Source organism: Paenibacillus massiliensis subsp. panacisoli DSM 21345, from assembly GCF_000426545.1.
GTDB lineage: Bacteria > Bacillota > Bacilli > Paenibacillales > Paenibacillaceae > Paenibacillus > Paenibacillus panacisoli.
The window spans coordinates 39775-58852 of sequence record NZ_AUFO01000015.1; the positions used below are offsets into that span (position 1 = coordinate 39775).

Genomic DNA, 19078 nt, shown 5'->3' on the forward strand with positions numbered 1-19078 from the left:
CTATGACTACGGACGAACATGAACAACGTAACCAGTATGACAAAAACGATCAATTTGATGGACGTAACCAACACGACCAACAACAGCGGCATGGCCAGCACGGTGGAGGTAGTCAACACGAACAACACAGCCTACCTGACGATCATGTGCTGACGTATGCCCCGCTGCAGCTGAAGCATCGTGTAATTAATCGATGGCTTATCAGCGGAATCCTGACCCGCAGCGTGCGCTTCGAGCCCATGACGATGGAAGGGGATATCAACGATTGGCTGATTAAGGGCTTCTCGATTCACGAGAATCCCTGCCGCAAGGAATTCGTGAATGAACGCAGAGCGACGACCCCACAGCTGCCGTTCTCGGTACCACCAGTGCTGGGAGACAGGGTCTCCATATGGGAGACGGAGGCCAAGTGGGACATTTATTTCCCATGGGGCAACTCACGGGTAGAGGCTTCGGGCTTCTATTACGTGCCGACGCACATGCTGAGATACGGGCGTACCCTCGTCGTGAGTCCTGTTGCACATACGGCGACCTTCAATTTGAAGACCTGCGGTGGGGTAGCGTTATGGGTGAATGGACGTCTCGTTAGCGACTTTACGCCATTCACCAGAAATATTGAGCAGCAGACGCAGGTGGAGATCGAGCTTGAGGCAGGGATGAATGAGTTCTTCGTCTGTCATGAGGATCTGGCAGAGCGGGATACCCTGTACCATTTTACGCTGGAATACACTGGCTCTGAATTGATTACGATTCAGCTTCCACTTACGGAGTCGGAGAGGGTAGAAGAGATTGTAGTGATGGAGCGCGCGCTCGATAGGGCGTACTTTCCGACGAGTACAGCACAGGACGAACAGCTCCGCATTGTCTTCGACAAGCCGTTCACTGAGGACGTTCGATTTGACGTGTCCCACAACAGCTTCTTCGATGGCCGATATACGATGCAGCGGGAGTTGAAGGCAGGACAGCAGGAGCTTATTCTGGGCCACACGGATGACTTTGGCGCGGACTATAAATATTTTGAGTTGATTGTTCAGATCGGAACCGCAGAGATTCGCAAGTTACTCGGTGTCGAGGTGTACAATAGTCGCTTTCAGCCACAGGACAGCGAAGTCCTGAGTGTACAAGAGCGCAAGCGCATCGCGCTGGAGTGCGTAGCTACCCTCGGCATCCCGAATATTCATACAGCGATGGCCAAGCTGGCGACTGAAGGCGACCCAGCGGTTGCGCGGGATATGATTCTTCAAGGACTTATTGGCATACGGGAACGGCGGGACTGTGCAGACTTCTATCTGGCCGCCTTGTTCCGGCTGTGGAGAGATTATCGCGACAAGGGCATATTCGAGGAGGAGGTCTGGCGGCAGATCAAGGATACCATGCTTAACTTCCGATATTGGATCGACGAGCCGGGCGACGATGTCATGTGGTTCTTCAGCGAGAACCATGCACTGCTATTCCACACCTGTCAGTTGCTGGCGGGCCAGTTGTTCCCTAACGAGGTGTTCACGAATAGCGGTGAGACAGGCACGCAACGCAGGCTGAAGGCGGAGGGGCAGCTGGTGGAGTGGTTCGAACGCTTCTTGACGGAAGGGTTGGCGGAATGGAATTCGAGCGCGTATATCCCGATTGATTTCCTTGGCTTGATCCAGCTGCATGACCTTGCGGAGCTGCCGATTCTGCGGGAGCAGGCCAAGCGAGCGATGGATCTGCTGTATTCGTACATGACAGCGGAGGCGCATGAGGGCCGTCTAATGACGACCTTTGGCCGTAGCTACGAACGAGAGCTGATCGGCGGCTACACGGCAGGGACGACCTCGCTGATCTGGGCTGGCTATGGCGTGGGAAATGTGAACAGCACCAGCTTCAACGTATCCGTATACCTGTCAGACTATACGCCTCCGCAAGACTTTGCTGAGCGAATCAGGCTGAATCCTGAGGAAGAGCTGGAGTTCCGGCTGGAGCAAGGAAAGGACGGGTACGCGAAGCTTGTACATTATCGGACGAATGCATATGTCATGTCCAGCATTGCTGATTTCCGGGCAGGCCTGAAGGGCTATCAGGAGCATGTGCTGCATCTCGCGTGCTCGCCTGAGGCACAGGTGTGGGTGAATCATCCTGGCGAGATTTACGCGCACGGCTCGGGACGGCCCTGCTTCTGGGCAGGTAATGGCTACTTGCCGAAGGCAGGACAATATAAGGGGCTAGGCCTCCTGCTATTCGATATTGATGAGAATCATGATGCAGACTATACACACGCTTACTTCCCGACCTATGCCTTCGAGCGCTATGAGCAGCACGGGTCTTGGTGCCTGGGTAAGAAGGGTGACGCTTATGTTGCGCTGTATGCCGCCAACGGCCTGCAACTCACAGAGCAAGGAACGAACCGGGGACGGGAGCTCATCTCGAAGGGTCGACGCAATCTGTGGCTGGTCCGGGCAGGAGATCGTCAGGAGTTCGGTTCCTTCGAGAGCTTCAGCGAGCATGTGATGAAGATGCCGCTTACAGTCTCCGTGGAGACATTGACGATTGGACTGGTTGATCCGGCATATGGGGAGGTAAGCTTCGGCTGGCAGGAGCTCTTGATGGTGAATGGAAAGCCAGTTCACATCGAGGGCAGTGGAGTAGAGGGACGATTGATCCGTAAAGGGAGGCTGGCATCTTGCATTTGACACAGGATACAATGCTTGGCGCGATCGAGCGGGTGTCTGGCGCCATGCGATCAATGACAAACGAAGGAATGGATGAGATCTATCCGATCGGATTGATTGATATTCATCTGTGGGAATGGCCTCAGGGCGTGGGGCTATACGGGATGTACCAATATTACGAGGAGACGAAGGATGCGGGGACACTTCAGTTCCTGAAGGATTGGTTCGATGCCCGCATTCGCGAAGGGCTCCCGGAGAAGAACGTCAACACCTGTTCGCCGCTGCTTACACTGATCTCGCTGTGCGAGCTGACAGACAACGCTGAATACACCCAGGTATGCGACGAGTGGAGTCGCTGGATTATGGACCCGGAGAACGGATTAATTCGTACCGGAGATCATGCCTTTCAGCATATGATTACGGGCGATCCGAATGACGGACAGATTCTGATCGACACCTTGTTCATGACGGTCCTCTTTCTGGCAAAGGCAGGGGCATACTTCCAGCGTCCAGCGTATATCGAGGAAGCGAAGAAGCAATTTCTGATTCATATCAAATATTTGTATGACCGCCATTCAGGGCTGTTCTTCCACGGGTGGGATTTCCAAGGAAGACACAACTACGGTGCTGTGCGATGGGGACGAGGTAACGGCTGGTATACCTGCGGGCTGGTGGATTTTCTGGACATGGTGGAGCTGGAGGATGGGATCAAGCAATATTTGCTGGATACGATGCACAGCCAGGTAGAGGCGCTGGCAGCTCTACAGGCAAGTGATGGCATGTGGCACACGGTTCTGGATGATCCCACGTCTTATGCCGAGACATCGTGTACGGCTGCTTTCGGGTATGGCATTTTGAAGGGCGTACGCAGAGGCTATTTACCGCAGGAGTATTTACAGGTGGGGCGCGAAGCGCTGCAGGCAGTGCTCCAACGCATCGACGGGAATGGGGTGGTCGGGGAGGTCTCGTACGGCACCCCTGTCGGTCAGGATGCGCAATTCTATAAGGATATCCCGATAAGTCCCATGACGTATGGTCAAGCGTTAACACTTCTGATCCTGATGGAAGGACTGCGTTACGCCAATACTTCGAACTGATATCGTGATGTGATCGTGGCGTCATTCCATGTGGGGTGGCGCCCTTCCTTTACCCCGCAGAGGGGATAAGTACGTAGTGGTCTGTCTGTGTATTCAAAATTATAACAGTGAGGGGCAACAGCGGATGAAGATAAGTACGAAGCTTATAAATGTAGAAAACAGCGCCCGTCATCTCGATTTGGTCACGAATGCTGCCACATTCCGGGTGATGCTGCTAACGGATGATATCGTGAGAATTCGCTGCACGTTCGAGGAGGATTTTCCCGACGAGGCCTCCTACGCGCTGGCGATGACTGCTTGGGAGGACAAACTCGATTCCGTGGTCCCTGACCGTAGAACAATAGAAGCTCTCCCTGTACAGTACGACGATGAGGGCACCCACCTCCTCTTGTCCACACGGACATTGCGTATACGCATCTACAAGGAACCGTTCGCCATAGAGATCAGGGATACAGACGGGAACCTGCTGCACGCCGATCTGAAGGAAAGATCCTATGTTCGTGATATGCAGGGTAGACTCTATCATTATACTTGCCTGGACGATCAGGATTATTATTATGGCTTCGGTGAAAAGGCAGGATACCTGAACAAGAAGCATCGCCGTATGAGGATGCACAACGTGGACACGATTGGGTATGACTCGGAGCATACAGACCCCTTATACAAGCATATTCCGTTCTATATCAAATGGAGTGGCAGCAGCCGCACAGCCAGTGGGCTGTTCTACCACAATTCGCATGACTCCGTCTTCGACATGGGGTGCGAGCGGAGCGGCTACTGGAATAAATACTCCTATTTTTGCGCCGATGGTGGCGAACTGGACGTGTTCTTCATTCATGGTCCTCATATTCGTGATGTAGTAAGGCATTATACGGACCTCACCGGGAAAACGGTGCTCCCTGCCAAATACTCACTTGGGTATATGGGGTCCACCATGTATTACACGGAGCTGGAGCAGGATTCAGACCAGGCCATTCTGGGCTTCTTGGATAAATGTAAGGAAGAAGGAATTCCTTGCGACGGCTTCTTCCTGTCCTCGGGATATACGACCGGGTCTGATGGGAAGCGGCATGTGCTTCACTGGAATCATGATCGCTTCCCCGATCCGAAGCGATTCGTTGAGGAGATGAAGAAGAAGGGCGCAGCGCTGGCTCCGAACATCAAGCCGGGCATGCTGGCGACGAATCCGCTGTACAAGGAATTCGATGAGGCTGGTGCCTATATTCAAGATCCGGCAGGCGAGCAGTCACACATGGACCGATTCTGGGGTGGGCCGGCCTCGTTCGTAGACTTTACGAATCCGCAGGGTAGAGCCCTGTGGAAGAAGCATTTGCAGGAGTCCTTGCTGTCGCTCGGGGTCACCTCTATCTGGAACGACAACAATGAGTATGAAATCAATGATTCGCAGGCATTATGCCATGTCGAAGGAGATCCGAAGCCGATTGCAGGCTTGCGTCCTATTATGCCGAATCTGATGGCACAGATGGCGTATGAGGCCATGGATGAGGCCGCTCCCGCCGTTCGCCCATATATCGTTAACCGGGCTGGATTCGCCGGTATTCAGCGGTATGCACAGACCTGGGCAGGGGACAATAACACCAGCTGGAAGAGCTTGAAGTTCAACATTCCCGTTATTCTCGGCTTGGGGCTATCCGGCGTTGCCAATCAGGGCTGTGACATCGGTGGTTTTTTTGGTCCGGCTCCTGATCCGGAATTGTTCGTACGGTGGGTACAGAATGGAATCTTCCAGCCCAGGTTCTCCATTCACTCATGCAACACAGATAATACGGTGACAGAGCCGTGGATGTATCCGGCCTACACACCTTATATTCGAGAAGCGATTCAGCTCAGATACCAACTCGTACCTTACTTCTACTCCCTGCTGTTCGAAGCATCAACAGAGGGGACACCGATAATGAGACCGCTTGTGTACGAGTTTCAGGATGATGATCGGGTGTATGGCGAGAGCTTCGACTTCATGGTGGGTACCTCGCTGCTGGTTGCAAATGTGCTGGAGCAAGGCGCTTGTACAAGGGAGGTATACTTGCCGAAGGGGACGGAGTGGGTTGAGTGGAATACACGGACAAGATACGCTGGCGGGCAGACAGTTCAGCTCAATGTTACGCTGGAGTCTATTCCGATGTTCATCCGAAGTGGCGGCATCATTCCCATGGCTCCGGGGCTGATGAATATCCATCAGGATCGGGTCGAGCATCTGCATCTGCTGGTGGAGCCATCGGAGGAGGCCAGCTTTGTTTGGTACGATGACGATGGAAGCAGTAACCGTTATAAGCAGGGAGACTATGCGAAGACAACAATCCGCATCAAGAAGGACAAGGACACTCGAATCTCGTTCATGCATGAGGGGGACTATCGCACCACCGTGCAGACGATGGTGGTCGAGGTGCTATGCAGAGAGGTAGCCCCTGTTCAAATTAACCTGAAGGGCATGAAGCTCCCGATGTTCCTTAGGAGAGAGCAATGGGAGGCTTCGGCCGAGGGCTGGTTCTATGATATGGAGCAGAAGGCAGCCATCATGAAATATGACAATCCGCACGAGGACTATGACATTCGTATGAACTTCGATGTAAAGGATCTGATTTCGATTTAAACAGTATCTTGCCGGGATCAACTGTGAGTATAGGGCCGCTGCAAGCGGGGAGCCCTGTCGACCACTGTTACGCTCGCTGTTCTTTTGGACGAATATTAAGCAGATGAACGGCAAGCTTAAAAGGCGGAGTCTATGCTTCCGAAGCAGCTTTTTTGCAAAAAGCTTTCAACTTCGTTTCTTTAGGACTTTCCCGCTTTCCGCTCACCACTACGCTCCCAGAGCATTAGGCATGACGGAGACCGGATCATACACTGACCGGTCTCTCTTCTGTATCAATCCTTTGTATCAATCCTCTATATCATTCCTCTGTAATCCCCTTCACCGTCTCCCCTTCGATCAGTACAGGTGTGTAGTAGGTACTGTTCTGCAGATCCTTCTTACCCTGCAACTTCTTAATCACCCAGTCTGCAGCATCGCGCCCCATCTGCTCCTGAGGGTGGGTCAGGGTGGTAAGTCGGATATTCGCATTCTTGGCGATATAGGAATTGTCCTGCCCGATAATGGATAACTCATCCGGGATGGATATATTCAGCTGACGGCATACATTCACTACTTCGAGCCCTACCTCATCGTTATAGCAGACCACAGCCGTCAAGACGTCTCGATTCTCCTGCAGGAAGGCCTTCAGGCTGGTGGAGAGGTCCTGCTTCGTCTCGGTATTGAAGGAGAGGACTTGCTCCGGGTGGAAGCGCAATTTGGCTTCACCAAGCGCTTTGATGTAGCCCTTCATTCGATACTTGCCTTGCAGGTCGTCCATCTTGGAGATGATTCCAATCTGGGTGTGGCCCTTGGAGATTAGTTCCTTGGTGGCCAGATAGCTGGACTGCACATCATCCAGGCAGAAGAAGGGAACCTCCAGCTCTTCATAGTAAGCATTAATCATGATGAAGGGGACATCCTGCTCTTTGAAGGAGAGGTAGTAGGCGATATTAGGATTGAACAGATTGCTCTTCGTAGGCTCTACGATCAAGCCGTCCACGCCGAAGGACAGCATCATTTCCAGGGCCTTCTTCTCCTGAGCCACGTCATTATTGGTGCTGGCTAGCAGCAATGAATAATTATCCTCATTCAGTCGCCCTTCAATCCCGCGAATAATAGACGGAAAGATATAGTCAGAGATGTACGTCGTAATGACACCGATCGTCTTGTTACCCGTATTCCCGCTGGCCTTGGCCCGATATTGGTGGCTAACATACGTGCCAGAGCCCTTCTCGCTTCTCAAGAATCCCTCATTTGATAATTCCAATATAGCTTTGCGAACCGTCTGACGGCTCACCTGATATGTATCCTGCAAAGCGGATTCTGTGGGGATTTGTTCGCCTACATTGTAGACCCCGGACAGAATGTTGCTTTTGATATCGTCAATGATCACCTGATATTTTGGCTTCAATTTCACTCACTTCTTCCATAGTTGTTCGCATACGAATTCACGCTTCTGAATTATTTGTGTGGACATATTTTAGCATGATATAGAGATTATTCAAACCGTTCGCCAGCTTGTACATACAAAGAAAGATACTGAACATAGACTGATTCGCACAGGATTCATAACAACCTATCTATAGTTGTGTGTATATATAATAATGACAATTGACAAATGTACGTACAAAAAAATATACTAAGGCTGTAAGTGAAGGAAAGCGCCTTCTTTCGATTATTAGGCTATTCATACCGTATCAGAGAGGGGACCAACGTGAGCATGAATCATGAGCAGATTCAACAAGCGGTTACCGGGGGAGACACGTCCCTTGGGATCGAATTCGGTTCCACCCGCATCAAAGCCGTGCTGATTGATCGTCGCTTTGAGACGATCGCATCAGGCAGCTATGAGTGGGAGAACCTCCTGAAGGATGGTTATTGGACGTACAACTTGACGGATATTATTACAGGTATGCAGGAAGCTTACCGTGAGATGAAGGAAGAAGTGGAGCGGACGTATGGAGTCCCTCTTCAAAAGATAGGCTCGATAGGCTTCTCGGCCATGATGCATGGATATATGGCATTTGACAGCACAGGGGAGATGCTGGTTCCATTTCGGACGTGGCGTAATGCGACAACTGGCGCCGCTGCCAAGGAGCTGACCGAGCGATTCCAATTCAATATCCCTGAACGCTGGAGCATCGCGCATCTCTATCAGGCTATGCTGAACGAGGAACAGCATGTGCCTCGCATTGATTTTATAACGACATTAGCTGGGTTCATTCACTGGCTGTTGACAGGCAATAAGGCTATTGGTATCGGGGACGGCTCGGGTATATTCCCGATTGATGAAGCCACGCAGGATTACCATGCTGTGATGATCGAGCAGTTCGATGAGCTAGTCGCCGCCAAGGGTTACTCATGGAAGCTGAAGGAGATCCTTCCCCAAGTATACGGTGCAGGGGAGCAGGCGGGAGTACTCAGTGAAGCTGGGGCCCGCATGCTGGATGTATCACAGCAATTGCAGCCGGGCATTCCGCTCTGTCCACCGGAGGGGGATGCCGGGACAGGGATGGTGGCGACGAATAGTGTGCGGAAGCGCACCGGGAACGTCTCGGTGGGGACTTCTGTGTTCGCCATGATCGTGCTGGAGAAGGAGCTATCCAAGGTCTATCCAGAGATTGATCTGGTCACAACGCCGAGCGGCAGCCCTGTCGCCATGGTACATGCCAACAACTGCTCCAGTGATCTTAATGCGTGGCTGGGTCTATTCCGTGAGTTCTCCGAGGCGATGGGTGTGAAGGCCGACCCGAACCAATTGTTCGGTGTACTGCTGAATAAAGCACTGGAGGCTGACCCGGACGGTGGTGGCTTGCTGAGCTATGGCTATTATTCGGGCGAGAATATTACAGGTCTGGAGCAGGGGCGGCCACTGTTCGTCCGTTCACCAGAGAGCAGATTCAATCTCGCTAACTTCATGAGAACGCATCTATTTGCAGCCTTTGGTGCTTTGAAGCTTGGAATGGACATATTGACCAAGGAGGAGCATGTGTCTATTGATGGCATTCTCGCTCATGGCGGTCTGTTCAAGACCCCTGTCGTGGGGCAAAAAATGGTGGCAGCGGCCATGAACGTGCCCATCTCCGTGATGGCAACGGCTGGAGAAGGCGGTGCATGGGGCATGGCCATTCTGGCTTCCTATATGGCGAACAAGGAGCAGCAGGAGAGTCTGGAGGACTTCCTTGATGAGCAGGTCTTCAAGAATGCCGACGCACAGGAGATGGCTCCAGATGCCTCGGATGTGAAGGGCTTCGAGCTGTTCATCGAGCGGTATAAGCAAGGTCTTGCCATTGAGCAGGCAGCAGTTGACCATTTTCTGGAGAATGGAGTGAACTAACATGTTGGAGCAACTGAAAGAGGAAGTATACCAAGCGAATCTGGAGCTACCCAAGCAAGGGCTCATCAAATATACCTGGGGCAATGTGAGCGCTATGGATCGTGAAAGCGGTCTGTTCGTGATCAAGCCCAGCGGCGTGTCTTATGAGAACATGAAGCCCAGTGACATGGTCGTGGTCGATCTGGACGGCCAGGTCGTCGAAGGAGATATGAGACCTTCATCCGATACAGCGACACACGCCGTGCTGTATAAGCATTATGCTGAGATAGGTGGCATCGTGCATACGCACTCCACCTGGGCGACTGCCTGGGCACAGGCGGGGCTGGATGTACCTGTCATGGGAACGACGCACGCTGATACCTTCTACGGCTCCGTACCATGTGCACGCTTCCTGACCCAGGAAGAGGTAGACCGTGGCTACGAGGCAGAGACAGGCCGGGTGATCATCGAGACATTTGAGGAGCGTGGATTGGATATTCTGGCCGTGCCCGGCATTTTGCTGCAAGGTCACGGGCCATTTACCTGGGGCAAGGATGCCAAGTCAGCGGTCATGAACAGCGTGGTGCTGGAGGAAGTGGCGAAGACGAACCTGTTCGCTCGCCAGCTGAACCATTTTGCACCGGAGCTGCCGCAGCGCATATTGGATAAGCACTATTTGCGCAAGCACGGCAAGGATGCCTATTACGGGCAGAAGTAGCTGCAACCAGTCGGGGTGAATGATCTTACGAGCATCGTCGTTAGCGGAAAGCGGGGAAGCCCTAGAGAAACGAAAGTGTCCGCCTTTAAGATGGCTGTTCAACCGTTATTCATCTTAGATGAAAGAACAACAAGCTTAACAGCTGTCGACCGGGCTCCCCGCTTGTAGCGACTCTACACTCGCCACATTTAATCCGATCAAGTTACTACATTCTAAATATTGAGTCCATATCCTAAGAAAAGAGGTAGAATGACCATGACAACCGCAGTGAAAAAGGAATTCTGGTTCGTGGTAGGCTCCCAGCATTTATACGGGGAAGAGGCATTGGCGGAGGTTAAGGCACATGCGCAGGAGATGACAGATGCGTTGAATCAAAGCGGCATCCTGCCTTATCCACTTGTGTTGCAAGATCTGGCGGTCAGCGCAGACAAGATTACGACGATTATGAAGGAAGTCAATTATCGCGATGAGGTAGCTGGAGTCATCACCTGGATGCACACCTTCTCCCCAGCAAAAATGTGGATTCGCGGAACCAAGCTGCTGCAGAAGCCTTTGCTCCACCTGGCTACGCAATACAATGAGAGCATTCCTTGGGCCACCATTGACATGGACTTCATGAACCTGAATCAGGCTGCCCATGGAGACCGTGAATATGGGTTTATCAATGCCCGCCTGCGCAAGCAGAATAAAATCGTCGTAGGTTACTGGGAGCGCCCAGAAGTACAACAGCAAATTGCAGATTGGATGGACGTAGCTGTAGCATACAACGAGAGCTTCAGCATCAAGGTAGCCCGCTTCGGGGACAATATGCGTAATGTCGGCGTAACCGAAGGCGACAAAGTAGAGGCCCAGATTCAATTCGGGTGGACCGTAGACTACTTTGGCATTGGAGACCTCGTGCAGGTCGTGAACGCTGTGAAGGACGAGGAAGTCGACGCATTGTTCGCAGAATATGCAGAGCTGTATGAATTTGATTATGGCACCAACAGCAAGGAATCCTGGGAAGCTAGTGTAAAAGTACAAGCCAGATACGAGATTGCCATCAAACGCTTCCTGGACGCAGGTGGCTACAACGCCTTTACTACGAACTTTGAGGATCTGCATGGCATGAAGCAGCTTCCTGGTCTGGCTGTGCAGCGCCTGATGGCACAGGGGTATGGCTTCGCGGGCGAAGGAGATTGGAAGACGGCCGCCTTGGATCGTCTGCTCAAGGTCATGAGCCACAATGAATCCACAGGGTTCATGGAGGATTACACCTATGAGCTGGCAGCGGGTCAGGAAGCCATCCTACAGTCCCATATGCTGGAGGTAGACCCGTCACTGGCTAGCAGCAAGCCTAAGATTGTCGTGTCTCCACTAGGCATTGGCGATCGCGAGGATCCAGCTCGTCTGGTCTTTGATGGTAAGGCTGGAGACGGTGTCGTGGTGTCCATGGCGGACTTTGGCACACATTACAAGCTCCTCATCAACGAGGTTACCGCTTTCGAGCCGACTGTACCGGCTCCCAAGCTCCCTGTAGCTCGTGTGCTCTGGGAGGTCAAGCCGAACTTCCAGGACGGCGTAAAAGCCTGGATCGAGAATGGCGGCGGGCATCATACCGTGGTCTCCCTGAATCTGACGACAGATCAGATCGTGACCTATGCCAAGCTGGTGAACCTGGAGTATGTCATCATTAAGTAATAAAAAGGAATCATCCTTAGGAGCATCATAATGAGAACCGTCACCGAACGCTGTTGGTATTAGCCAACGGCCGAGGTTGCGGTTCTTTTTTCTGTTCAGGGGCGGATTTCTGGAATCTACCCGTTGCCACTATGTGAAGTGGTACAATATACTACAATACTACATTTCGAAATACTTCACTCAGAGAGCGGGGGATTCCATGTTCCTGGATACACTAAAGAACCAGTTAGCTCAGCATCAGTCTTTATTTATCGGGGAATCCACGGCATTTCGCTGTGCGGTAATGATTCCATTGGTTCAAGTGGATGGGGAATGGCATGTTCTGTTCGAGGTCCGCTCCTATACGATGCGAAAACAGCCGGGTGATATCAGCTTCCCTGGGGGGCGCATTGATGCGACCGATGCATCACCGCTCGCAGCAGCTTTGCGAGAGACTCATGAGGAGCTGGGTATTGATCCCGAGTCGGTGCAGATTGTAGGACCGTTAAGTCCGTATGTGGCTTCACCATCCTTCGTGGTCTATCCTTTCGTAGCGAAGGTGGATTACGACCAGATCATTCATGCGTACAATAGAAATGAGGTGGAGGAGGTGTTTACCGTGCCGCTCCAGTGGCTATTAAGCTACGAGCCTTATATGCATGAGGTGGCTGTAGAGCCTGTGCCCGCACCCGATTTTCCTTACGACAAGATCATGAATGGGGCCAACTACCAGTGGAGAACTCGGCCCATTGAAGAGTGGTTCTATGATTACCAGAGCTACACCATCTGGGGCTTAACGGCCAGGATTCTAAAGCATTTTATAGAGATTATAAGGTAGCGGGGTGTCTATTCCCTTTCTCAAGCCGTTGCAGCAGCAATCGAGCTCGGTATCGTCACGCTTTAGTGTGAAGTGAAAGGCCCGCTGTTGCCAGCGGGCTGCTTGCCTTCTTAGTTACTTCATCTAGCTATTAAAAGTTGTTGTAAATCCGCTCAGCCGTTACCTTGCCGCTCGTCACATCCTCTGAGGTAAACCCTGATACGGCGTTGCCTACCTTGAACTCCTTGCTCACCAGTTGCTCCGACGGATCCGGCGCCGTTGGGCCTGTAATGCCGTATTCCGTAGTATCCGTTACGGTTACCCACAGTTCGCCGATCCGGAAGCTCTTGCCGTCGGCGCTTACTTCCTCGATGATGCCGTCAATGTTAGTGACCTGCTTCGCGGTTGTTGGCGGCGCAGGCTTATTGTTGTCGACAACGCCGTTGTTCGTGCCCGGTCCGGGAGCTGTGCCGCTATCGTTCTGATTAAGCGCAAGGACACCTACCGTCAACACGGCGCAAGCTGCGATGCCTACCTTCCAAACCTTCAGTTTGTTTTTCTTATTGGCACTTGTTGTATTGGAAGTGTTCATATGATTCTCTCCTTTTTGTGTACGTGCTTGGTATGGGTCACCCTCAAGCCCCAGTCGTTTCAGCGTCTGCTCTTGAAAATCTTCGCTTGTCTTCAATTTGGAAAGGACGTCTTTGTAGCTTGGCTTCTGCATGCTCATAAACCTCCTATCGTTCCTTTTAGCTGTTTACGCCCGCGCGCAAGCCATGTCCCTACGGTAGCGGGTTTGGCATGAAGAATTTCCGCGATTTCCTCCAGGGAGTAGCCTTCGTAATAATGCAAGTGAATCGGAATCCGATATTTTGGGTCCAGGGACAATACTGCCTGCAGGACCGCATATTCTTCCCTGGGGAGATAAGTCAGGTTGTCTGGAAGGGGAGTTCTGCTGCGGAACCAACCCGTTTTCAGCATATTTTTGCTTTTATTGATCGCCGTTCTGATCAACCATGCCTTCTCATGTTCGCTGCTCATGAAGTCGGGAGCAGTCTGAAGATAAGCCAGGAATACATCCTGCGCGACTTCTTCCGCGTCGGCAACGTTTTTGAGATAGGCGAATGCGATCTTGATCAGATTGTCCGAATAGTTGATGATGGCTTGGCGAACGGATTCATTGAGCTCAGATGATTCGTGCACTTCATGTCCCCCTTTCACTATGAATACAACTGAACGGCCTTTATTTTTTCACGCTATTTCAAAAAAATTTGACGGTCTGTTTTCCCTTTTTCGCGCTGCTCGGGGTCTCGAGCCCAAATGTGTTGATCGAGCAGCCCCAATGCAATCCCCTTGGGCGTGATGGGTCCCCACCATTCCTGGTATCTTTCTCTTAGTTTAATGGTGACAGGGAATTGCCTAGCGGAATGTTGCGGACGCCTTCTCGCCGCATGTCCCGCAGTCGGCAATCCGAACGATTCTATAATTAGCTAATTAAGTATTGTTCTTTATTGGAAGCGCCGTGGGTTGTTCATTTATTGGTTATACCTATGAAAGCGATTTGAATTATATATTAGAACAATAAACGCTTGGCATTTATGATACCAGTATAGAGTACTGGTCGTTCCATTGAATTCATGATCAGCAAGAAATTCAGAGGAGGTAGGATGAAATGTCGATATATCATTATCAAGTGAACACGATCGATGGCAGCTCAGTTCCATTATCTGCTTATCAGGGCAAAATTCTAGTTATCGTCAATACGGCAAGCCAGTGCAGCTATTCCCGTCAATTCGCTGATATTCAGCAGCTTTACGATAGCTACAGGGAGCAGGGGCTAGAAATACTCGCCTTTCCCTGTAACCAATTCAACGATAAAGAGCCGGGCAGTAACGCTGAAGTGGAGCAATATTGTAGGGGCAATTTTGGGGTGACGTTCCCGTTGTTCGAGAAAATAGAAGTGAGAGGACAGAGTGCCCATCCATTATTTCAATATTTAACGCAGCAAGCACCATTTCAAGGCTTTGATCTTCAGACTTCGAACGGTCAATGGATGGATAATTTTCTGCAAAATAAGTACCCGGACATCTACGCCGGGGATGGGGTTAAGTGGAACTTCTCCAAATTTGTGATTGATCGGCATGGACATGTACAAGCTCGGTTCGAAACGACCATGGAAATCATGGATATTGAACCGGTCATCCAATCATTGCTTTAGCATTATTTTGCTCCGTCCCACTGCTTAGGGCACCCAACCGGGTGCCCTAAAATTTTGCCGATGAATTCATTTTTGTCCATAGATTCATTAATGAAGTATCACAAACAAGGCAGCATCCTGGAATCATCGCCGTGCGAGCCGTCCTTCTGATAGAACATGCAGTACACAGGCAAATCATTGAATTTCGTTTCCCTCTCGCCGCAGCCCCGGCGTGCGTCTGCGCCCCGGCAGCGGTTCAATGCCTGCTTCTCTGGGCCGCAGCCGTTCCCTGCGCGACTTGATGAATTCGCCAAGCGTGGATGCAGGACGATGTATTTTCATATAGATCACCCTCCTTGCTGTTCAGTCTTCATATGAATATTGTAAGCTCTGTAGTCCAGTTACATGGGCAGAGCCAGCACAAAAAACTTATCTTCAGTTCACCCAAGGCTGCGAGAGACACGGTAGCATCATGCATTACGTGATTTATCCTTTTTGGCCATCCTTGACCGTCTTAATAAATCTGTGAAGTCTTTGCAATCCCTCGTCAATCTCTTCTAAAGTAAGATTCCCGTAACCCATAACCAGTCTTCCAGGGTGGTTGCCTTTCAGTCTTGCATAATCTTCAAAAGTGCCAAGCCGTACGCCGTATGCTTCAAGCTGCTTCCAATCTGTTCCCCCGAATATCTCGGGGCGAAATAGAATCTGTATGTGCATGCCTGTGTCAACGCCCATAGTACAAGCTTCCTCCTTGAATAATAGTCGGAGCCTGCCTTCCAGAAAGATGCGTTTTTTTCTGTAAAGTGCCTTCATTTTGTGGATATGTCTTTCGAAATGCCCATCCATCATGAAACGTGCAAGTGCAGACTGGGTTAGATTGGATGATGCCAAATTCATATCAAACTTGGTCTGAAGTACTTGGTCAATGAGGCTTGGTGGTACGATCAAAAAGCCGATACGCAGGGTTGGTGATAAGGTTTTGCTGAACGTTCCGGCATAAATCACCCGGGAGGGAGCCAGGATCTGCAGGGGCGGAATGGGGGATCCCTTATGGCGAAACTCACTATCATAATCGTCTTCCACAATGTAATGTCCTGACGCTTCGGCCAATTTTACTGCCTCCCGCCTTCGTTGCATGGAAAGAACGCTACCAGTCGGATATTGGTGGGAAGGGGTGACAATGATGAGTCCTGCTGGTGATGTCCGGGGAATATGCTTCAATACCATACCTTCATTGTCTACAGGAACTGGATAAAGGTTATACTTCAAGCGGCCGAAAATATCGCTGGTAAACCCGATCGTGGGATCTTCGATATATGCCGTTTGAAATTGGCCAGAGAGGGCGGATGCCAGAAGCAGGAAGCTGTTCGAAGTTCCGGAAGTGATGATGATATCGTCTGGACTGCAGCGGATGCCCTTGGCACGGTATACATAGCGTGTGATGGCCTCACGGAGTGTTTTGTGACCCCGGCAATCACCGTAATCGAGGACGTTGTCCATCTCATAGCTCATGATTTCCCGAGTATACTTGCTCCAAAGCTTCCGAGGGAAATAACGCAAATCAGGGGTGCCTGCGTCAAAGTTAATCTCTTTGAATGCATCTCCCGGGGCAGCTTGTAAAGCTTCATGTTCCAACTGCGGTAGGAGCTTGTTTTGAGCACCTTCAGCGATATATGTCCCTGAGCCGATATGGGTGCATAAATATCCCTCAGAGGTTAACTGTTCGTAGACTTCGATCACGATATTCCGTGCAATCCCCATATCCTGAGCGGCCCTTCGTGTCGGAGGCAGCTTCAGCCCGGGAGGAAGCAAACCGCTTTCAATTTGATCACGCAAATAACCATATAACTGCTTCGTTATGGATCCGGTACCTATTGCTGGGCTAAATCCAAACAATTCTTATCCCCCCGATTGGTTCCTAGAAATAGACGGTAATTGGCTCTTATGGTTGTTATTCTCTCTTATTATACTGAACAGGAACGAAAGAACAAAGGAGATGAACAACATGCTCAAACGCCAATTGGGGAGATCCGGAATAGAAGTGAGCGCATTAGGAATGGGCTGTTGGGCCATAGGTGGCCCTTGGCATGATGCAGATACTGGTAGGTCCTTTGGCTGGGGAGAAGTGAATGATGAGGACTCTATTGCTGCGATTCACTGTGCGCTTGACTCTGGCATCACTTTGATCGATACAGCGGATAACTACGGAGCAGGCCACAGCGAGAGAGTGATCGGACAGGCATTAAAGGGACGGAGATCCCAGGCGGTAATTGCCACTAAATTCGGTAATGTTACGAATGAGGAGACGAAGGAGGCGACAGGCCAGAATGCTGGCCGGGATTATATCAAGCAGGCTTGTGAATCATCCCTCAGAAGATTGAATACGGATTATATTGATTTATATCAATTTCATCTAAGCAGTTACCCCGAGGAGCAGGCTCCGGAGGTCTTGGGAGTGCTTGAAGAGCTTGTGGCTGAGGGAAAAATTCGTTATTTCGGCTGGTCTACTGATCTGCCTGGTCATGCTCGTATTTTTGCGGAGAGCTCATACTGTACGGCTATTCAACATGAAATGAATATATTTCGGGACAATGACGACATGATTAGCCTGTGTGAAGAACACCAGCTGGCAAGCATCAACCGGGGACCTCTTGCTATGGGCCTGCTTACTGGAAAATACTCGAATGCTGTTACCGTAACCGATTTGAAGGATATCCGCGGAAGAAATGATTTGGATTGGTTGACGTATTTTAAGGACGGCGTCCCCTCGCCAAGAATGATCACTCAATTGAATAATATCCGTGAGATTCTAACTTCTAACGGCCGCTCTCTGACACAAGGAGCACTGGCTTGGTTGTGGGCAAGAAGTGAATCCAGCCTTCCCATACCAGGATTTCGCAATATCAATCAGGTGATGGAAAATGCAAAAGCGGCAGAGTTTGGACCATTAACCAAAGTACAGATGGAGCAAATTCAGCAGCAGCTTAGTCAGGCCGCAGACAGTACACAATAAATATTAACGGAGTCGGTACATAAGGGGCATCTGCATCCAGTTGCCCAAAAGGGGGCACGGGCAGGTTTACAAAATCACGGAAATTCTCCAAACTCAAAATCACTGTCAGGGCGAATTCCCCTGACGGTTTTTTTTCTTGCGTCTGTCTACCACCTTTCTTAAGCTCTACAATCCATTATTCTTATGACTATTATTAATCTTTGATTTCTAGTAACAGGAAAGAAAGGTATGAATATGAATGAAATTGCATAATTGACGTGATCATAGGTTTCGATTAAAATCAATTAATTGAAAATGATTATCATTGAGAAAAGTGATGTGATACCTACTCCATGAATGATACCGTGAAGCCCCTCCGGTTCACTCTCGTCTTGCTTCTGGCTATGTTGCTGCTCGGTTGCTCCATGTTCATGGCAATTTCTTTTAGAGCCAAGGATTTAACGATCAGTAACGTGTGGGAGGCCGTATTCAGCTATGACCGCAGCTCAACCGCGCATCAGATTATTCAAGAGGTACGACTTCCCCGGGTAATCGCCGCTGCCTTGGTAGGAGCTGCTTTTGCTGTGGCAGGAGCCTTAATGCAGGGTGTCACCCGTAATCCACTAGCCGATGTAGGCGTGTTAGGCATCAACGCAGGAGCGATGTTTGTTGTGGCGATTAGCTTTGTGCTGTTCCCCCATCTTCCGTTCACGATCCTGGTGCTGCTGGCTTTCTTAGGTGCACTCGCCAGTACAGGCTTCATTTACCTCCTTGGCGCAGGAACTCCGGGCGGATTAACCCCCATGAAGCTGACGCTCGCTGGAACAGTGGTCGCCGCATTGCTGCATTCGTTAACCTCGGGTATCGCGCAGAAGGTAAGCTAATCGTGATGACATCACATAACAAAGAAGATATTCATTTGTTATGTGACTACACGTTTAACATCATTGAGGGAAAAGTGAGGGAAGTTAAAGAGAAGGAAGGAAATTCTGACGCTAATGGTCAAGAACAAGCCGCACTTATAGTAACTCCCCCAGGTTGAGTATG

General features: G+C 50.6%; 14 protein-coding genes and 2 pseudogenes. 11 read left to right on the forward strand and 5 right to left on the reverse strand.

The window, feature by feature from the left end:
• Positions 1 to 2: 2 nt before the first annotated feature.
• The 3 genes from K331_RS0112770 to K331_RS0112780 all read left to right on the forward strand — a co-directional run bounded on the left by K331_RS0112770 (position 3) and on the right by K331_RS0112780 (position 6353).
• Positions 3 to 2666 carry a hypothetical protein gene (locus tag K331_RS0112770; RefSeq protein WP_226383588.1) on the forward strand — a complete coding sequence of 888 codons (2664 nt, stop codon included), beginning with the start codon at positions 3 to 5 and terminating at the stop codon, positions 2664 to 2666.
• On the forward strand, positions 2657 to 3742 hold the full coding sequence (bglB, locus tag K331_RS0112775; RefSeq protein ID WP_018883784.1) for a beta-galactosidase BglB: 1086 nt from the start codon (positions 2657 to 2659) through the stop codon (positions 3740 to 3742). The genes K331_RS0112770 and bglB overlap by 10 nt, the downstream gene beginning before the upstream one ends.
• A gap of 124 nt (positions 3743 to 3866) precedes the next feature.
• Positions 3867 to 6353, forward strand: coding sequence for a TIM-barrel domain-containing protein (locus K331_RS0112780; protein WP_028590604.1), 2487 nt, complete (start codon positions 3867 to 3869; stop codon positions 6351 to 6353).
• Between the two features lie 298 nt (positions 6354 to 6651).
• Here K331_RS0112780 and K331_RS0112785 read toward each other — a convergent pair whose 3' ends face one another.
• Positions 6652 to 7743: a GntR family transcriptional regulator gene (locus K331_RS0112785; RefSeq protein ID WP_028590605.1), complete on the reverse strand. Its 1092-nt coding sequence runs from the start codon at positions 7741 to 7743 to the stop codon at positions 6652 to 6654.
• Between the two features lie 309 nt (positions 7744 to 8052).
• Between K331_RS0112785 and K331_RS0112790 the strand changes: the two genes are divergently transcribed.
• The 4 genes from K331_RS0112790 (at position 8053) to K331_RS0112805 (ending at position 12863) form a co-directional block, all read left to right on the forward strand.
• Entirely contained in the window at positions 8053 to 9669 is a 1617-nt protein-coding gene (locus K331_RS0112790; protein ID WP_028590606.1) for a xylulokinase, read from the forward strand.
• Between the two features lies 1 nt (position 9670).
• Complete coding sequence (locus K331_RS0112795; RefSeq protein WP_028590607.1) at positions 9671 to 10366, forward strand: L-ribulose-5-phosphate 4-epimerase; 696 nt, start codon at positions 9671 to 9673, stop codon at positions 10364 to 10366.
• A gap of 255 nt (positions 10367 to 10621) precedes the next feature.
• Positions 10622 to 12046 (forward strand): L-arabinose isomerase, encoded by a 1425-nt coding sequence (gene araA, locus K331_RS0112800; protein ID WP_018883789.1) that lies wholly within the window; start codon positions 10622 to 10624, stop codon positions 12044 to 12046.
• 199 nt (positions 12047 to 12245) lie between these two features.
• Positions 12246 to 12863: an NUDIX hydrolase gene (locus K331_RS0112805; RefSeq protein ID WP_028590608.1), complete on the forward strand. Its 618-nt coding sequence runs from the start codon at positions 12246 to 12248 to the stop codon at positions 12861 to 12863.
• 130 nt (positions 12864 to 12993) lie between these two features.
• Here K331_RS0112805 and K331_RS30990 read toward each other — a convergent pair whose 3' ends face one another.
• Positions 12994 to 13566 (reverse strand): hypothetical protein, encoded by a 573-nt coding sequence (locus K331_RS30990; protein ID WP_051289817.1) that lies wholly within the window; start codon positions 13564 to 13566, stop codon positions 12994 to 12996.
• 2 nt (positions 13567 to 13568) lie between these two features.
• A complete protein-coding gene (locus K331_RS0112815) occupies positions 13569 to 14045 on the reverse strand; it encodes an RNA polymerase sigma factor (RefSeq protein WP_028590609.1) in 477 nt (158 codons plus the stop codon).
• Positions 14046 to 14514: 469 nt separating this feature from the next.
• Here K331_RS0112815 and K331_RS0112820 point away from each other — a divergent pair, with 469 nt between their 5' ends.
• Positions 14515 to 15060: a glutathione peroxidase gene (locus K331_RS0112820; RefSeq protein WP_028590610.1), complete on the forward strand. Its 546-nt coding sequence runs from the start codon at positions 14515 to 14517 to the stop codon at positions 15058 to 15060.
• Positions 15061 to 15252: 192 nt separating this feature from the next.
• Here K331_RS0112820 and K331_RS31905 read toward each other — a convergent pair.
• Positions 15253 to 15381 (reverse strand): annotated as a pseudogene (locus K331_RS31905) (DNA-binding protein); the annotation flags it as partial.
• A gap of 144 nt (positions 15382 to 15525) precedes the next feature.
• The gene (pdxR, locus tag K331_RS0112830) at positions 15526 to 16935 is read right to left on the reverse strand and encodes a MocR-like pyridoxine biosynthesis transcription factor PdxR (protein WP_028590611.1); all 1410 of its coding nucleotides are present in this window, start codon (positions 16933 to 16935) and stop codon (positions 15526 to 15528) included.
• A 109-nt stretch (positions 16936 to 17044) separates the two neighbouring features.
• Between pdxR and K331_RS0112835 the strand changes: the two genes are divergently transcribed.
• The 3 genes and pseudogenes from K331_RS0112835 to K331_RS32485 all read left to right on the forward strand — a co-directional run bounded on the left by K331_RS0112835 (position 17045) and on the right by K331_RS32485 (position 19073).
• Positions 17045 to 18052: an aldo/keto reductase gene (locus tag K331_RS0112835; RefSeq protein WP_036634831.1), complete on the forward strand. Its 1008-nt coding sequence runs from the start codon at positions 17045 to 17047 to the stop codon at positions 18050 to 18052.
• A 332-nt stretch (positions 18053 to 18384) separates the two neighbouring features.
• A pseudogene (locus tag K331_RS29470) lies at positions 18385 to 18900 on the forward strand (iron chelate uptake ABC transporter family permease subunit); the annotation flags it as partial.
• A 17-nt stretch (positions 18901 to 18917) separates the two neighbouring features.
• The gene (locus tag K331_RS32485) at positions 18918 to 19073 is read left to right on the forward strand and encodes a hypothetical protein (protein ID WP_211237337.1); all 156 of its coding nucleotides are present in this window, start codon (positions 18918 to 18920) and stop codon (positions 19071 to 19073) included.
• Positions 19074 to 19078: the final 5 nt, after the last annotated feature.

Coding starts and splice junctions, on each gene's coding strand:
- K331_RS0112770 (WP_226383588.1), top strand. CDS start 3: ATGACTACGGACGAACATGAACAACGTAACCAGTATGACAAAAACGAT.
- K331_RS0112780 (WP_028590604.1), top strand. CDS start 3,867: ATGAAGATAAGTACGAAGCTTATAAATGTAGAAAACAGCGCCCGTCAT.
- K331_RS0112790 (WP_028590606.1), top strand. CDS start 8,053: ATGAATCATGAGCAGATTCAACAAGCGGTTACCGGGGGAGACACGTCC.
- K331_RS0112795 (WP_028590607.1), top strand. CDS start 9,671: ATGTTGGAGCAACTGAAAGAGGAAGTATACCAAGCGAATCTGGAGCTA.
- araA (WP_018883789.1), top strand. CDS start 10,622: ATGACAACCGCAGTGAAAAAGGAATTCTGGTTCGTGGTAGGCTCCCAG.
- K331_RS0112805 (WP_028590608.1), top strand. CDS start 12,246: ATGTTCCTGGATACACTAAAGAACCAGTTAGCTCAGCATCAGTCTTTA.
- K331_RS30990 (WP_051289817.1), bottom strand. CDS start 13,566: ATGCAGAAGCCAAGCTACAAAGACGTCCTTTCCAAATTGAAGACAAGC.
- K331_RS0112820 (WP_028590610.1), top strand. CDS start 14,515: ATGTCGATATATCATTATCAAGTGAACACGATCGATGGCAGCTCAGTT.
- K331_RS0112835 (WP_036634831.1), top strand. CDS start 17,045: ATGCTCAAACGCCAATTGGGGAGATCCGGAATAGAAGTGAGCGCATTA.